Source organism: Bacillus piscicola, from assembly GCF_022458745.1.
Classification (GTDB): Bacteria; Bacillota; Bacilli; order Bacillales; family Marinococcaceae; genus Alteribacillus_A; species Alteribacillus_A piscicola.
Genome location: NZ_JAJJJF010000002.1, coordinates 236,642 through 250,061 on the forward strand (window position 1 = coordinate 236,642; position 13,420 = coordinate 250,061).

A 13,420-nucleotide genomic window follows, 5' to 3' on the forward strand; every position below is an offset into this window, starting at 1 on the left:
GGGACGAACGTGATACAAATAAGAAAGTGGGCGCTATTGTGGATAGTGGTGATCGTCGCTGCGGCCGCAGGGCTTTCTGCCCTGCCGGCACATGCCGCCCCATCCGACGACAGCCGCACAATCAGCGAAGCGTTGCATAACAACGAGAAGAACGACACTGAGGCAGATAAGCCCTCTAAGAGAACAACGATCACCGAGAAAGAGCCTGAGCAAGTAGAAGCAGATTTAATGGAAGAACGTAGTTTGTTTGCAGTGTTTTTTCAGTTGATTGTTGCGCTTGCTGTCGTTATCGGCCTCATGTACCTCCTGGTAAAAATACTGAATAAGCGAACGAAAACATTTCAAGCTCACCAAACGATGCAAAATCTTGGCGGCGTACCGCTTGGCCAGCATAAATCTATCCAGCTCGTTAAAGTGGGAGAGCGCCTGCTCGTCGTTGGGGTAGGAGAATCTATTCAACTATTAACAGAAATTATGAATGAGGAAGAAATCAACCAGTTGATAGAGAGAAAACAAGCGCCAGGAGAGTCGTGGGGCAGGCAAGGGTTTTCTTTTTTTGACCGCTTTAAGCAGGCAGGCGCTTCTAATAAAAACGGGAAGCAGGACTCGTTTCAAGATCTCTTTAGAGAACAGCTTCACGATCTAAAGAAAACGAGAAAGAAAGCGCGACAGCATTTAAAGGAGTATGACTCATGACTTATTTTATTCCTGCGCTTGATTTTGGCAATATCGTAAGCGATGAGCCGGCTGAGGTTGCAACGACGCTAAAATTAATTGCTCTCATTACAATCTTATCACTTGCACCAGCAATTTTAGTGCTGATGACTTGTTTTACAAGAATTGTCATTGTGCTTTCGTTTGTGAGGATGGGGCTTGCCACACAGCAAATGCCGCCCAACCAAATTTTAATCAGCCTCGCTCTTTTTATGACATTTTTTATTATGGCGCCTGTCTTTTCCGAAGTGAATGAAAATGCGCTCTCCCCGCTTCTCGACGGGGAAGTCAGTCAAGAAGAAGCGTTTAGCGAAGCCGCAGTTCCAATGAAGGAATTCATGTCGAAGCATACGCGTGAAAAAGACGTAGCTCTTTTTATGGGCTATGCCGGCATGGATAAACCGGAAACATTAGCTGATATTCCGCTGACAGCGCTCATCCCGGCATTTGCGATCAGTGAATTAAAAACAGCGTTTCAAATAGGATTTTTAATTTTTGTTCCTTTTCTCGTTATCGACATGATCGTCGCTAGTGTTCTTATGTCGATGGGGATGATGATGCTGCCGCCGGTAATGATCTCTCTGCCGTTTAAAATCCTATTGTTTGTTCTAGTGGACGGCTGGTATTTGGTTGTTGAGTCACTGTTAATCAGTTACCGGTAAACAACCCTGTGTGATGTATTTTAGTGTAGAAGGTGATGAAGTTATGACTCCTGAAACAGTCATCAGCTTGGCAGAAAATGGGGTATGGACGGTATTTTTCGTAGCCGGACCGCTTCTTGTGATTGCGCTCGTGCTCGGCTTCGGAGTAGCGATCTTCCAGGCTACGACACAAATTCAAGAACAGACGCTTGCGTTCATTCCGAAAATATTAGGAGTGCTCCTGGCACTAATCTTATTCGGGCCTTGGATGCTGTCACAGCTTATTCATTTTACATACCAAATATTAAGCAATCTTCCTGAATTTATAGGATAACACGCTTATGAATTTAGAATGGATGGATCAACTGCCGCTGTTTTTATTGGTTTTCGTAAGAGTGCTCGCATTTTTTTCAAGCATGCCTCTCTTTTCATATCGGAATGTTCCGGCCGTTTTTAAAGTAGGTCTTGCTGTTTTTTTTGCTTTTATTATTATGTTTACGATTGACGCTGGTGATGTGGCGGTCAACAGCTCTTTTTTGCTGCTTATTCTGAAAGAACTACTCGTTGGGTTAAGTATCGGACTTCTCGCTGGGATTTTAATTTATGCGATCCAAGTTGCGGGGATGTTTCTCGATATTTCGTTAGGCTTTTTAGTTGCTAATGTTATTGATCCGCAAACAGGTGCTCAAAGCCCGCTCATGGGCGGTTTTTTATACACATTTGCGCTCATGTTTTTACTGGCAGTTGACGGTCACCATGTGGTCATGGACGGTATCTATTACAGTTATGAGTTTATTCCGCTTGATCAGCTGACCTTGCCATTTGGTCGAGAAGCCGTGATTAAACACGTTGTAGAATCGTTTGGAAAAATGTTTACAATTGCTTTTCAAATGAGCTTTCCGATTATTGGTTCGCTCTTCCTTGTCGATATCGCTCTCGGGATGATGTCAAGAGCTGTTCCGCAGATGAACGTATTTGTTGTCGGACTGCCTTTGAAGATATTTGCCGGCCTGCCACTCTTGGCCATTACTCTTCCTGTATTTTTCATGGCGGCAGATCATCTTTTTCAGGATATGTTCCAGGCGATGAGAACGTTGATGGGGCTTCTCGGAGGGGGATAAATCGATGAAGGTTAGATTAGATTTGCAGTTTTTCTCCCAGGAGAAGACTGAAAAAGCGACTCCGAAAAAACGACAGGATACCCGTAAAAAAGGCCAAGTCCCAAAAAGCAATGATGTGAATACCGCTCTTCTTTTACTTGCCGTCTTTTTATTCCTGTTTTTTTACGGGGGCACGTTCTTCCATTTCATTATTGGAATGATGAGGCAGGTATTTACAGAATACGTACAATGGGATATTAACGAAGAGACAATCCCCGTTATTTTCAATGAACTTACAGCTGAGACAGCGTTCGTTGTCATCCCGGTAATGTTGGTTGCTCTTATAGTTGGGGCTGGGGCGTCGATGTTGCAGGTTGGTTTTATGTTTACGCCTGAAGCGATTAATTTCAAATTAGAAAAAATTAATCCGTTAAGTGGCGTGAAACGCATTTTTTCTATTCGAGCACTCGTCGAATTGCTGAAATCACTTTTGAAGATAACGCTCGTCGGTGTTCTCGTTTTTTCGATTATTTGGTTTAGTTTAGACTCACTCGTCTTTCTGTCCCAACGCCCTGTTGCCGATGGTTTTAGCGAAATTGCGAGACTGACGGGCATCATCGGCGTGTCGGTTGCAATCCTATTATTACTGCTTTCAGTACCGGATTATATTTATCAAAAGTATGATCATGAAAAACAGATTAGAATGTCAAAGCAGGACGTTAAGGATGAGCATAAGAAGATGGAGGGCGATCCGCTTATCAAGTCGAAACGCCGTAAAAAGCAAATGGACATGGCGATGCAGCGGATGATGCAAGAGGTGCCGGAAGCGGATGTCGTTATTACAAATCCAACCCACTTTGCAATCGCGCTTTCTTATAAGGAAGAACAGATGGCGGCTCCGAAAGTAACCGCAAAAGGGGCAGACTATGTCGCCATGCGGATGAAGTCACTTGCGAAAAAACACGATGTTGTCATGGTCGAAAATAAACTGCTTGCCCGGGCATTATACAGCCAAACAGAGATTGGTGATGAGGTGCCGGAAGAATTATTTAAGGCAGTCGCAGAGGTATTAGCGTATGTCTACCGCTTGAAAAATGAGTATATATAATGAAAAACAGATTATAAAAATGAAAAAGGAGCATCACGATGGGAGCAAGAGAATTTTCAGTATTATTTGGTGTTATTTTAATTGTTATTATGCTTATTATCCCGCTGCCTACAGTGATACTCGATATTTTAATCATCATAAATATTTCTCTTGCTCTCGTTATTATTTTAATTTCGATGAACACGAAAGAGCCGCTGGAATTCTCAATATTCCCGACACTACTTTTACTCGTAACCCTCTTTCGTCTTGGACTGAATGTATCCACCACCCGTTCGATACTTGGGAATGCGGACGGAGGAAACGTCATTGACACGTTCGGAAGCTTTGTAATCGGCGGCAGTCCGCTAGTAGGTTTTGTCGTCTTTCTTATATTGATCATCATTCAGTTTGTCGTCATCGTAAAAGGGGCGGAGCGTGTTTCAGAAGTCGGCGCTCGCTTTACGTTAGACGCAATGCCGGGGAAACAGATGAGCATTGATGCGGATTTAAATGCGGGAATGATCTCAGATCAAGAAGCAAAGGAACGCCGCCAAAAAATTGAACGGGAAGCAGACTTTTACGGTTCGATGGACGGTGCCAGCAAATTTGTCAAAGGAGATGCGATTGCAGGCATAGTAATCGTCATTATCAACATGATTTTCGGGCTTATTATCGGGATGGTTCAGCACGGACTTGGTGTTGGCGAAGCGGCGAGTACGTATACGCTCCTTACTGTCGGGGACGGCCTTGTCAGCCAGATTCCAGCTCTCCTCGTATCAACAGCTACCGGTATCGTCGTTACACGAGCCGCATCCGAGGGAAATCTCGGCCAAGATGTGACAGGGCAACTGCTCGCTTATCCGAAAATGCTGTATATTGCCGCCGGGGTTGTTTTCATGCTAGGTGTGTTCACACCAATTCACGTATTGCTTACGACCATGATTGCAGTGGGGATCGCCGTCCTGGCGTTTGTCATGAGTCAGGCGGAAGAAAAACGTATCGAGGAAGAAGCGGAACCGGAAGAAGAAGCCGAGGAAGAACAATTAAATTCGCCAGAGAATGTTGTGGGCTTGCTGACGATTGATCCGATTGAATTTGAATTTGGCTATGGACTTATTCCGCTTGCGGATGCAAGCCAAGGCGGCGATCTATTAGACCGAGTCGTTATGATACGTCGACAGCTTGCGCTTGAAATGGGAATGGTCGTTCCCGTTATTCGTATCCGCGATAATATACAGCTCCAACCGAATGAATATGTGATCAAGATGAGGGGAAATGAAGTGGCACGCGGGGAACTCTTACTTGATCATTACATGGCAATGAGTCCGGGTGTAGAGGATGAAAATATTACGGGTATTGAGACAACAGAACCCGCCTTTGGACTACCGGCTCTCTGGATAGGTGAGGAAAAGAAAGAGCAGGCGGAACTTGCCGGATATACGGTAGTAGACCCGCCATCTGTTGTATCTACCCACTTGACAGAAGTCATAAAAGCACATGCTCATGAACTCTTAGGGCGCGAAGAGACAAAACAACTGGTTGATCATTTGAAAGAAAGCTATCCAACCTTGGTCGAAGAGGTGACCCCTGGGATACTAACGCTCGGCGATATCCAGAAAGTGCTCGCTAATTTACTAAAGGAAAAAGTATCGATTCGCAATCTGCCGACAATCTTCGAGACGCTCGCTGAATATGGGCAGCTGACAAAGGATATGACCCTTGTCACTGAGTATGTCCGCCAATCTTTATCCCGGCAGATCACAAAGCAGTATGCCGTGCCGGGTGAAGCGCTCTATGTGGTGACTTTAAGCGGGCAGGCAGAGAAGAAAATAGCCGATGCTGTTCAGCAGACAGAGCATGGCAATTACTTAGCAATGAACCCGGAAGAGTCCCAACAGTTTATGGAAAATATTGCAAGCGAGGCTGAACGATTGTCGGAGATGGGGCAATCTCCTATTCTCTTATGTTCACCGGCCGTCCGTATGTACATTCGCCAGATGATTGAGCGGTTTTTCCCACAAGTACCTGTACTTTCTTATAATGAACTGGAGCCGACGGTGGAAATCCAAAGCGTAGGAGTAGTGAATACCGAATGAGAGTAAAAAAATTTACTGCTAAAGATATGCCGGAAGCGATGAAGAAAATCAGGGCGGAGTTAGGAGACAGCGCGGTGATTCTTAATTCCAAACCCGCGGTGACAGGTGGATTTTTCGGTTTGTTTATGAAAAAGGGCATCGAAGTAATCGCAGCAATTGATGAAGAAACAGCAGCACCGCTCCGGAATTCGAAAAGAATATCGAAAGAAACGAAAGAAAAGGTTGCTCCTATTCATGGTGACATTCACCAGAAGAAAAATATTGAAAAAGAAATGCGTTTATTAAAAGATCGGCTTGCCTCGCTTGAAGGGAGTAAAACTGCAGAAACCAAGCATTATCCGCCGCCGATTAAGTCTATGGACGAGTTGCTGAGGGAACAAGGCATAACGAGCAAAATCCGCAGTAACCTTGCTGAAAAACTCTTAACAGCTTGGTATCGTGCAGACGTCCCGAATGCTGCTTTAGTTGCAGACGAAGCAAGGATTTACATGGAAAAGCTGTTGACGGAAGTGGGAATGGGACCGGCAGAGCCTCCTAGAAAATTCATTAACCTCATCGGTCCGACGGGTGTTGGAAAAACAACTACCATTGCGAAAATCGCCGCTCATTATCATCTCGAAAAAAAGCAATCCGTGGCGTTTATTACGACAGACACGTTCCGGATTGCGGCGGTTGAACAGTTAAAAACATATGCGAAAATCCTTGAAATTCCGATCGAGACAGCATACTCCCTGGACGACTTTCAAAAAGCAAAAGAGCTTTTTCGCGATAAAGATTTAATACTCGTTGATTCAGCAGGACGTAATTTTCAAGATCCGCTTTACGTAAAGGAGTTGCAGAAAGTTATTGATTTCGACGACGGTATGGCGACGTATCTCGTGTTGGCGTTAACGTCTAAGTATCAAGATATGAAAAATATATTCGATCAATTTTCTCACATCCCGATTGATCAATTTATTTTCACAAAAAAAGATGAAACAGCTTCCTGCGGGGCGCTTTTCAACATGATTGCGGAGACGTCCGTCGGCGCCGCCTACATCACAACAGGACAAAATGTTCCCGATGACATGGAGAAGGCGGCAGCTGAGAGAATGGTAGATTGGCTGCTGGCGGGGTACCGTTATGAATGATCAAGCACGTAATTTGCGGAAATGGATGAACGAGGCAAAGCGAACAGACAGTATAGAAACGAAAGTGGTCGCAGTAACGAGTGGAAAGGGAGGAGTCGGCAAATCGAATATCTCCTTAAACCTTGCCATGGCACTTGCCAAACAAGGAAAAAAAATACTCGTTATTGATCTCGATATCGGGATGGCGAACATTGATATTTTAATGGGAAAAGAGGCTGTTTTTCACGTTGCTGATTTGCTAAACGGTGAGCAGGGGATCTGGGACGTGATGACGGAAGGGCCGTTCGGTATTCAAGTGATTGCCGGAGGCTCAGGTCTACGCGATATCTTTCATTTGACCCGCGACAAACAGGAACGCTTTTCCAAACAAATGGAGATGCTGGATGGTTATTTTGACTATATTCTCTTTGATATGGGTGCCGGTGCCAGTGCGGAAAGCCTGCAGTTTGTGCTTGCAGCAGACGAGGCGGTCGTTGTGACAACCCCTGAGCCGACTTCCATTACAGACGCATACGCCATGCTTAAATACATGTACGGAAAAAATCAAGAATTACCGGCCTCGCTCGTTATTAACCGTGCCTATTCAACGAAGGAAGGAGAGCAGGCTGCGAATAATATCCGCCATGCAGTAGAACGTTTCCTTCATAAAAAAGTAAAGTTGTTAGGGATTATACCTCATGATAAGCATGTCTATAAGTCAGTAATTCAACAAAGACCCTTTTTAGCTGCATATCCAGCTTCACCAGCAGCACTTGCCGTAAAGCGCTGTGCTGCAACTTTCAGCGGCGAGAGAACAATAACTTCAGAACGAAGAACGTACCAACGGTTCATCGGGAAACTCAAATTGTTGTTGAACAAGGGGGAATGATAGTGATTCATGTGTTAGTCGTAGATGACTCCGCTTTTATGCGGAAACTAATTTCTGATTTTATTAATGAACAATCAGATATGAAGGCAGCAGGGACGGCCCGAAACGGGGAAGACGCCTTGAATAAATTAGCAGCCGGCCATTATGATGTCGTTACACTAGACATTGAGATGCCTGTAATGGGCGGTTTGACAGCGTTACGAAAGATCATGATAAAGGAACGGCCGCTTCCGGTTGTCATGGTCAGTTCATTAACGGTACAAGGTGCTACACAGACGCTTGAAGCGATGGATATAGGTGCCGTAGATGTTGTGGCCAAGCCATCCGGTTCTATTTCACTTAATCTGCATGAAGTTAAGGAGGAATTAATTTATAAAATTAGAGCAGCTGCAGGTGTCAATATGGAAGCACACCTCAATAGAGGCAGAAGGAAGGCAGAGATGGTTGTTCGAATCCCGACGAAGCCGGCAGCTGTTACAGGCAGCGCTGTGATTGGCATCGGGACATCGACTGGCGGCCCTAAAGCCCTTCAGTATATTCTGCCGCGGCTCCAGGCTGATTTGCGCGCACCTATTTTTATTGTTCAACACATGCCTCCCGGTTTCACCCGTTCGCTTGCGGACCGTCTTAATCGAGAAAGCTCTATCACCGTTAAGGAAGCAGCTCATGACGAAACAGCTGAGAAAGGGACGGTTTATATCGCGCCGGGGGGGAAACAGTTATCCGTAGAAAAACGAGAACACTCTCTCGTAATGAAAGTGACCGAAGCACCACCGGTGAATGGCCATCGACCGTCTGTGGATGTTTTGTTTTCATCGCTTGCACGCCTTCACGATTATGATATGACTGGCATTATTTTGACCGGAATGGGCCGTGACGGTGCCCGAGGATTAAAAGAAATGAAGCAACAGGGTAACTGTGTGGCGGTGGCCGAATCGGAAAAGACAGCGATTGTGTACGGTATGCCCAAGGCTGCGTTCGAAGAGACGGATATTGACTATAGCTTGGAACTCGGTGAACTCCCCTCCTTTCTTAATAGTCAACACTCCCTTTCACTACATCACTAAAAGGCAGGTAAAAGAATGGAACTGATACAACGTATTCAACCGTTGCATTTAGACGTGTTAAAAGAAGCAGGGAATATTGGGGCAGGGAATGCTGCTACAGCTTTATCAAGTCTTTTGAATAAAACGATTGACATGAAGGTGCCCGCTGTCCGTGTTGTTTCATTTCAAGAAGTTCAGGCTTTAGCCGGAGGGGCCGAGACACTTGTTGTGGCTGCTTTTCTTCGCATTACCGGAGAAGCGCCAGGCAGCATGTTTCTAATACTACAAAAAAGTGAAGCAGAGCATTTAGCTGCTGCACTCACCGGACAACGTGTGGACATCGGCAATGACGATTTAGAGGAAATGGCAGTTTCTGCTTTGCAAGAGACGAGTAATATATTGGCCGGCTCATATTTGTCTGCGTTGTCAGATTTCACTTCCATTAATATGCAGCCGTCTGTACCTGCACTTGCGATTGATATGGCAGGTGCCTTGTTGGATGCAGGATTTGTTGAAATGTCACAGGTTGGCGACTACGCAATCGTGATCGATACCGTAATGGAAGAACCAGAAAAAACAGGGGAATCTGCATCAATCGGTCAGTTTTTTCTGCTGCCGGATCCTGATGCCTTTCGACAGATTTTCCGGGCTTTAGGGGTAAACATGCCATGACGGTAACCGAAAAACAAATTATTAAAGTGGGGATGGCCGACTGGAAAGCAGTGTCAGCTCCAGATGCAATCCGCACGTCCGGGCTCGGCTCATGTGTAGGAATTGTCATCTATGATGATAAAAGGCATACAGCAGCACTTGCCCATATTATGCTTCCCGATTCAAAAATGGCGAGAAACAAAGCGCTGAATCGTGCGAAATTTGCCGATACAGCGATCGCTGATGTTCTGCTTGCATTAAAGGCAAAGGGCTGCAGTGCCTTCCAATTAAAAGCAAAGATGGCAGGTGGGGCACAGATGTTTAGCTTCTCATCAGGAAGTGACATGATGCGTATTGGCCCTCGTAATGCCGAAGCCGTAAAGCACATTTTGAAAGAAAATAACATCCCCCTCCTCGCTGAAGATACAGGAGGGAATAAAGGAAGGACGATAACATTTTATCCTGAAACAACATCGCTCCATATCCGTACGATTCACCAAGGCGAGACAGTGATTTAAAGAAAGGAGGTTGTCGATAATGCGTTCTACATCTCATGCCCATCAACAGTGGTGGGATCAATGGCTCGAAAAGGATGATAACGAAGCGGCTAATCACTTAATTGAAGCATACATGCCGCTTGTCCACTACCACGTGCAGCGAATAGGTTCTACCCTTCCACGTAACGTTTCCAAAGATGACTTAGTAAGCCATGGATTAGCCGGACTCTATGATGCTATGAAAAAATTCGACTTCACACGAGATTTGAAATTTGACACGTATGCATCGATCCGCATCAGAGGGGCTATTATTGATGGGCTTCGCCAGGAAGATTGGATGCCAAGGTCTCTAAGAGAAAAATCAAAAAAAGTTGAAGAGACCATCAGTAGGCTGGAGCAAGAGCAGGGCCGTTTTGTGACAGAAGAAGAAGTCGGCAAGGTGTTAAATATGGACGCCGAAGAAGTGAGAAAGATAGTGACAGAAACATTGTTTGCTAATACACTTTCCATAGATGAGGAGACACCGGAAGGAGATAGAGAGGAAACATTCCGCACTGCCATTGAAGATAAGTCCGCATTATCTCCTGAAGACAGTTTGCTGAAAGCCGTTTTAGTAGACGAGCTTGCTAAGGAAATCGCCCGCTTGCCTGAAAAGGAAAAAACAGTACTCGGTTTGTTTTACGAAGAAGAAATAACACTAACGGAAATTGGCGAGATCATGAGCTTATCCGTATCACGAATATCACAGATTCACTCGAAAGCCCTTTTCCGCCTCAAGCAAGTACTTACTAAAAGATGGAACCACGTCTGAAAAGCTACTTCCTAAGGAAAAGGAGTAAATGCCTATGAGTTGGAAAGCAGTGGAATTACAAGTCGCTATTCCACGGACACAAGAGGTCGGAAAAATGCAAGAACAATTGCAACAACGCGGGCAGGCCGCTCAAGACAGACTTGCTTTTCAGCAGGAAAGAGAAGAGGAACAAGAGCGAGTTCAAGTAACAGCTAAACAGCAGACAGAAAAAAATACATTTTCAAAAGATCAGGACAGCCGCCACTCTGACCGTGATTCGCAATTTCACCAAAGAAGACGACAGGAAGCGGAGAAGGACACCCCTTCTCCCTCCCATCCTTATAAAGGAAATACAATTGATTTTACAGGGTAGGAATCCATTATGATGATTCTTTTTATCGTTGTCAGCCTTTCACTGCATTTGCTTGCTTTCTTTTTCATTATCATTATCTTTCAGGAACAACGCAGCTTAAAAAAAGAACGTCGTGATTTGCAAGGGCTCCGTGAGGAAATAGAAGAGTTGCTCACCCAGGCACTGGACGATATCAACGCTGAAAACAGTGAACTAAAAGAAGCTCTTGAGGCAGCAGAGGCTGAAAGAGAGCCGAGGCGCTGGGAAGAGCAGGAGAAAGTCTATGATCCTGTTCAACTTCTTAGCACTACTGAGAAAGAAGAATACCATCCCCCTTCTCCAGAAAAAGCTGTTACCGTGGAGAAATCACTGCAAGCGGAAGTGTTATCACTTGCCTCTCATGGGTATGAAAATAAAGAAATAGCCAAGAAATTAAAGATCGGTCAAACAGAAGTTGAACTGCTTCTGAAATTTTACGACAAATAAAGCAGATCTTCTTGCGTTGCAGCAAGACGTGTGATATATTAATTCACGGTGTTACTACACACGTTCGGCTGATTTAAGCAAAGGTGCCTGATAGCAGGTCTTGTTTAAAGAAGATGCGAGCGGAGGAAAAAACCAAAGGAGGAATAAAAAATGGCAGTTATCTCTATGAAACAGCTGCTTGAGGCAGGGGTTCATTTCGGTCACCAAACGCGCCGTTGGAACCCAAAAATGAGCCGTTACATCTTTACAGAAAGAAACGGCATCTACATTATTGATTTACAGAAAACCGTTAAAAAGGTAGAAGAAGCGTATAATTACGTTCGTGACCTTGCTGCAGACGGCGGCAAAGTGCTCTTTGTCGGTACGAAAAAGCAAGCGCAAGATTCTGTGCGTGAAGAAGCGATCCGCTCTGGCATGTACTACATTAATCATCGCTGGCTCGGTGGGACGCTTACTAACTTTGCGACCATCCGTAAGCGTATCAACCGCTTAAAGGATATTGAAAAAATGCAGGAAGACGGCACATTTGATGTACTTCCTAAAAAAGAAGTTATGTTGTTGAAAAAAGAAATGGACCGTCTGGAAAAGTTCTTGGGCGGAATTAAAGAAATGAACGATCTTCCGGATGCTATTTTCATTATTGATCCGCGTAAAGAGCGGATCGCAGTAGCAGAGGCTCATAAGTTGAACATTCCAATTATCTCTATTGTGGACACAAACTGTGACCCGGATGAAATTGATAAAGTGATCCCTGGAAACGACGACGCCATCCGTGCGGTCCGTCTTTTAACTTCTAAAATGGCTGATGCTGTTATTGAAGGTACACAAGGTGCATCACAACAAGAAGCAGAAGAGCAGCAAGCATTACAAGAAGAAGTAAAGGAAGAAGAGGAATCTCTCTCCTAAGATTAACTAAAAAAGCTGCGGCTTCTTCCGGGCAGCTATAGAATGAATGAAAAAAGGGTGATAAAAGGGGAGTGCCCTTTTTCACCCTTTTTTACAGCGCACGGCAGACAGTACCATCTTTTAGATTGGATTACAACCACCTTAAGGAGGAATATCAATGGCAATAACGGCAAGCATGGTAAAAGAACTTCGTGAAAAAACAGGCGCAGGTATGATGGACTGCAAAAAAGCACTAACTGAAACAGAAGGTGACATGGATAAAGCAATCGATTACCTACGTGAAAAAGGTATTTCCAAGGCGGCGAAAAAGGCCGACCGCATCGCTGCTGAGGGTCTCGCTTATGTGAAAAGTTCTGGCAATAAAGCAGTTATTGCAGAAGTGAACGCTGAAACCGATTTCGTTTCTAAAAACGAGAACTTCCAAACGCTGGTGGATACGATCGCTGATTATTTGTTGACAAACGAGCCAGCGGATGTGGAAGCAGCAATGACTGGAACGATGGCTGATGGAAATACACTCGAAGCTTATATTAATGACCAGATTGCAAAGATCGGTGAAAAGATCTCATTGCGTCGTTTCCAAGTCGTTCAAAAAGACGACAATGCAGCTTTTGGTGAGTATTTGCATATGGGCGGCCGGATCGGGGTGCTCACTCTTCTGGAAGGGACAACGGATGAGAAGCTTGCGAAGGATGTTGCGATGCACGTAGCCGCTATTAATCCTAATTATGTTTCCCGTGATGAAGTACCCAAGGAGGAAGCAGACCGAGAGCGTGAAGTATTGAAACAACAAGCCTTGAACGAAGGGAAACCGGAAAACATTGTTGAAAAAATGGTGGAGGGCCGACTGAATAAGTACTTCGAGCAAATTTGTCTGCTGGATCAAGAATTTGTCAAAGATACAGATCAAAAAGTTGGCAAATATGTGAAGCAGAACGGTGCTTCTGTGAAGACATTCATCCGCTATGAAGTTGGCGAAGGAATGGAAAAACGGGACGATGATTTTGCGGACGAAGTCATGTCACAAGTAAAAAAATAATGGATAAATACAGGGCT

Annotated in this window: 16 protein-coding genes; all 16 read left to right on the forward strand. The window is 44.8% G+C overall.

All coding sequences use genetic code 11. The features are described from left to right. The first annotated feature begins 9 nt into the window (after positions 1–9). The 16 genes from fliO (at position 10) to tsf (ending at position 13,403) form a co-directional block, all read left to right on the forward strand. Positions 10–696: a flagellar biosynthetic protein FliO gene (fliO, locus tag LOR49_RS05870; RefSeq protein WP_240375322.1), complete on the forward strand. Its 687-nt coding sequence runs from the start codon at positions 10–12 to the stop codon at positions 694–696. Beyond that, positions 693–1,376, forward strand: a complete 684-nt coding sequence (fliP, locus tag LOR49_RS05875; RefSeq protein WP_240375323.1) for a flagellar type III secretion system pore protein FliP — start codon at positions 693–695, stop codon at positions 1,374–1,376. The genes fliO and fliP overlap by 4 nt, the downstream gene beginning before the upstream one ends. 43 nt (positions 1,377–1,419) lie before the next feature. Next, the gene (gene fliQ, locus LOR49_RS05880) at positions 1,420–1,689 is read left to right on the forward strand and encodes a flagellar biosynthesis protein FliQ (RefSeq protein ID WP_240375324.1); all 270 of its coding nucleotides are present in this window, start codon (positions 1,420–1,422) and stop codon (positions 1,687–1,689) included. A 7-nt stretch (positions 1,690–1,696) separates the two neighbouring features. Next, positions 1,697–2,476, forward strand: a complete 780-nt coding sequence (gene fliR / locus LOR49_RS05885) for a flagellar biosynthetic protein FliR (protein WP_240375325.1) — start codon at positions 1,697–1,699, stop codon at positions 2,474–2,476. Between the two features lie 4 nt (positions 2,477–2,480). Beyond that, positions 2,481–3,563 (forward strand): flagellar biosynthesis protein FlhB, encoded by a 1,083-nt coding sequence (gene flhB, locus LOR49_RS05890; protein ID WP_240375327.1) that lies wholly within the window; start codon positions 2,481–2,483, stop codon positions 3,561–3,563. A gap of 38 nt (positions 3,564–3,601) precedes the next feature. Continuing rightward, positions 3,602–5,638: a flagellar biosynthesis protein FlhA gene (gene flhA / locus LOR49_RS05895; protein ID WP_240375328.1), complete on the forward strand. Its 2,037-nt coding sequence runs from the start codon at positions 3,602–3,604 to the stop codon at positions 5,636–5,638. Then, the gene (gene flhF / locus LOR49_RS05900) at positions 5,635–6,768 is read left to right on the forward strand and encodes a flagellar biosynthesis GTPase FlhF (protein WP_240375329.1); all 1,134 of its coding nucleotides are present in this window, start codon (positions 5,635–5,637) and stop codon (positions 6,766–6,768) included. The genes flhA and flhF overlap by 4 nt, the downstream gene beginning before the upstream one ends. Beyond that, the gene (locus LOR49_RS05905) at positions 6,761–7,636 is read left to right on the forward strand and encodes a MinD/ParA family protein (RefSeq protein WP_240375330.1); all 876 of its coding nucleotides are present in this window, start codon (positions 6,761–6,763) and stop codon (positions 7,634–7,636) included. The genes flhF and LOR49_RS05905 overlap by 8 nt, the downstream gene beginning before the upstream one ends. Further along, the gene (locus LOR49_RS05910; RefSeq protein ID WP_275899537.1) at positions 7,633–8,703 is read left to right on the forward strand and encodes a protein-glutamate methylesterase/protein-glutamine glutaminase; all 1,071 of its coding nucleotides are present in this window, start codon (positions 7,633–7,635) and stop codon (positions 8,701–8,703) included. The genes LOR49_RS05905 and LOR49_RS05910 overlap by 4 nt, the downstream gene beginning before the upstream one ends. A 15-nt stretch (positions 8,704–8,718) precedes the next feature. Next, complete coding sequence (locus LOR49_RS05915) at positions 8,719–9,354, forward strand: chemotaxis protein CheC (RefSeq protein ID WP_240375332.1); 636 nt, start codon at positions 8,719–8,721, stop codon at positions 9,352–9,354. Continuing rightward, a complete protein-coding gene (locus tag LOR49_RS05920; RefSeq protein ID WP_240375333.1) occupies positions 9,351–9,851 on the forward strand; it encodes a chemotaxis protein CheD in 501 nt (166 codons plus the stop codon). The genes LOR49_RS05915 and LOR49_RS05920 overlap by 4 nt, the downstream gene beginning before the upstream one ends. 19 nt (positions 9,852–9,870) lie before the next feature. Next, entirely contained in the window at positions 9,871–10,641 is a 771-nt protein-coding gene (locus LOR49_RS05925) for a FliA/WhiG family RNA polymerase sigma factor (RefSeq protein ID WP_240375334.1), read from the forward strand. A gap of 34 nt (positions 10,642–10,675) precedes the next feature. Beyond that, on the forward strand, positions 10,676–10,993 hold the full coding sequence (locus LOR49_RS05930) for a hypothetical protein (RefSeq protein WP_240375335.1): 318 nt from the start codon (positions 10,676–10,678) through the stop codon (positions 10,991–10,993). 9 nt (positions 10,994–11,002) lie between these two features. Then, complete coding sequence (locus tag LOR49_RS05935; RefSeq protein WP_240375337.1) at positions 11,003–11,458, forward strand: DUF6115 domain-containing protein; 456 nt, start codon at positions 11,003–11,005, stop codon at positions 11,456–11,458. Between the two features lie 150 nt (positions 11,459–11,608). Next, positions 11,609–12,364 (forward strand): 30S ribosomal protein S2, encoded by a 756-nt coding sequence (gene rpsB / locus LOR49_RS05940; protein WP_240375338.1) that lies wholly within the window; start codon positions 11,609–11,611, stop codon positions 12,362–12,364. Positions 12,365–12,521: 157 nt separating this feature from the next. Next, on the forward strand, positions 12,522–13,403 hold the full coding sequence (tsf, locus tag LOR49_RS05945) for a translation elongation factor Ts (protein WP_240375339.1): 882 nt from the start codon (positions 12,522–12,524) through the stop codon (positions 13,401–13,403). The last annotated feature ends 17 nt before the right edge of the window (positions 13,404–13,420 follow it).

What these genes read in the sequence shown, in the direction of transcription:
- fliP (WP_240375323.1), top strand. Translation starts at nt 693, where the DNA reads ATGACTTATTTTATTCCTGCGCTTGATTTTGGCAATATCGTAAGCGAT.
- fliQ (WP_240375324.1), top strand. Translation starts at nt 1,420, where the DNA reads ATGACTCCTGAAACAGTCATCAGCTTGGCAGAAAATGGGGTATGGACG.
- fliR (WP_240375325.1), top strand. Translation starts at nt 1,697, where the DNA reads ATGAATTTAGAATGGATGGATCAACTGCCGCTGTTTTTATTGGTTTTC.
- flhB (WP_240375327.1), top strand. Translation starts at nt 2,481, where the DNA reads ATGAAGGTTAGATTAGATTTGCAGTTTTTCTCCCAGGAGAAGACTGAA.
- flhA (WP_240375328.1), top strand. Translation starts at nt 3,602, where the DNA reads ATGGGAGCAAGAGAATTTTCAGTATTATTTGGTGTTATTTTAATTGTT.
- flhF (WP_240375329.1), top strand. Translation starts at nt 5,635, where the DNA reads ATGAGAGTAAAAAAATTTACTGCTAAAGATATGCCGGAAGCGATGAAG.
- LOR49_RS05905 (WP_240375330.1), top strand. Translation starts at nt 6,761, where the DNA reads ATGAATGATCAAGCACGTAATTTGCGGAAATGGATGAACGAGGCAAAG.
- LOR49_RS05910 (WP_275899537.1), top strand. Translation starts at nt 7,633, where the DNA reads ATGATAGTGATTCATGTGTTAGTCGTAGATGACTCCGCTTTTATGCGG.
- LOR49_RS05915 (WP_240375332.1), top strand. Translation starts at nt 8,719, where the DNA reads ATGGAACTGATACAACGTATTCAACCGTTGCATTTAGACGTGTTAAAA.
- LOR49_RS05920 (WP_240375333.1), top strand. Translation starts at nt 9,351, where the DNA reads ATGACGGTAACCGAAAAACAAATTATTAAAGTGGGGATGGCCGACTGG.
- LOR49_RS05925 (WP_240375334.1), top strand. Translation starts at nt 9,871, where the DNA reads ATGCGTTCTACATCTCATGCCCATCAACAGTGGTGGGATCAATGGCTC.
- LOR49_RS05930 (WP_240375335.1), top strand. Translation starts at nt 10,676, where the DNA reads ATGAGTTGGAAAGCAGTGGAATTACAAGTCGCTATTCCACGGACACAA.
- LOR49_RS05935 (WP_240375337.1), top strand. Translation starts at nt 11,003, where the DNA reads ATGATGATTCTTTTTATCGTTGTCAGCCTTTCACTGCATTTGCTTGCT.
- rpsB (WP_240375338.1), top strand. Translation starts at nt 11,609, where the DNA reads ATGGCAGTTATCTCTATGAAACAGCTGCTTGAGGCAGGGGTTCATTTC.
- tsf (WP_240375339.1), top strand. Translation starts at nt 12,522, where the DNA reads ATGGCAATAACGGCAAGCATGGTAAAAGAACTTCGTGAAAAAACAGGC.